General features: G+C 25.0%; 1 pseudogene. It reads right to left on the reverse strand.

Annotation, left to right across the window (positions count from 1 at the left end):
• Positions 1 to 442 precede the first annotated feature (442 nt).
• Positions 443 to 801 (reverse strand): annotated as a pseudogene (locus tag GQX97_RS12855) (hypothetical protein); the annotation flags it as partial.

The raw sequence follows: 801 nt of genomic DNA on the forward strand, positions 1-801 counted from the left end.
GAAATAAGATATTTAATTATATTAGTTCAAATCTATATTATATTTTTGAATATATTTGAGTATTAATTTATAAAAATTCAGTTCTTTTGGTTCTTTTATACCAATACCGAGTAGGTGCCTATCGGCAAAAGAACTGGGGGCTCGGKGGCTAGTCCCCGATAACAATAAAAAAATAAAAACTAAATTTTRAMAAACTTAAAAATTTTCAATATAGTTGAAACAATAATTTTCTATCAACTTTTTCCCGCCTTCGCGGTGCGGACTTCGTCAAAGTTGCAAAAAGTGCAAATAATAAAATAATACTAATTATATTATTAATATAAATTATTAAATTAAAACAAAAACAATATAAATATTTATTAATTTACTTTTGAAATARATTTTATAAATAAAAAACGCCCTTTAATAAAAGAGCGTTTATATTTAATTATTAAAAAATAAATTAATTTTCAATCCATATATCTGGTTCAAGTTTTMTATTTACTTTATTRTAATCAACTATATCTATTCCTTTGTAGTAGAATTTCAAAATTTCTTTATAGTCTTTTTTTACTTGAGCCATACCAAAAGCTCCCCACTGACACATACCAACACCATGTCCGCTTCCTTTACCAGTGATTATTATTCCATTATCAACTTTCTCTATATTAAACTGTAAAGAAGGAACTATTGCAGGAGATAATTTATTTCTGAAATCTCTTGAAGGTATATCTTTTTCATCTATTTTTATATTTAAAGCCTTTCCAGATTTAGGGTCTTTATTTACTTTTATAGAAGAGTTTTCATTAGCTTCTAAAGCAA

Source organism: Brachyspira sp. SAP_772 (assembly GCF_009755885.1).
GTDB lineage: Bacteria > Spirochaetota > Brachyspiria > Brachyspirales > Brachyspiraceae > Brachyspira.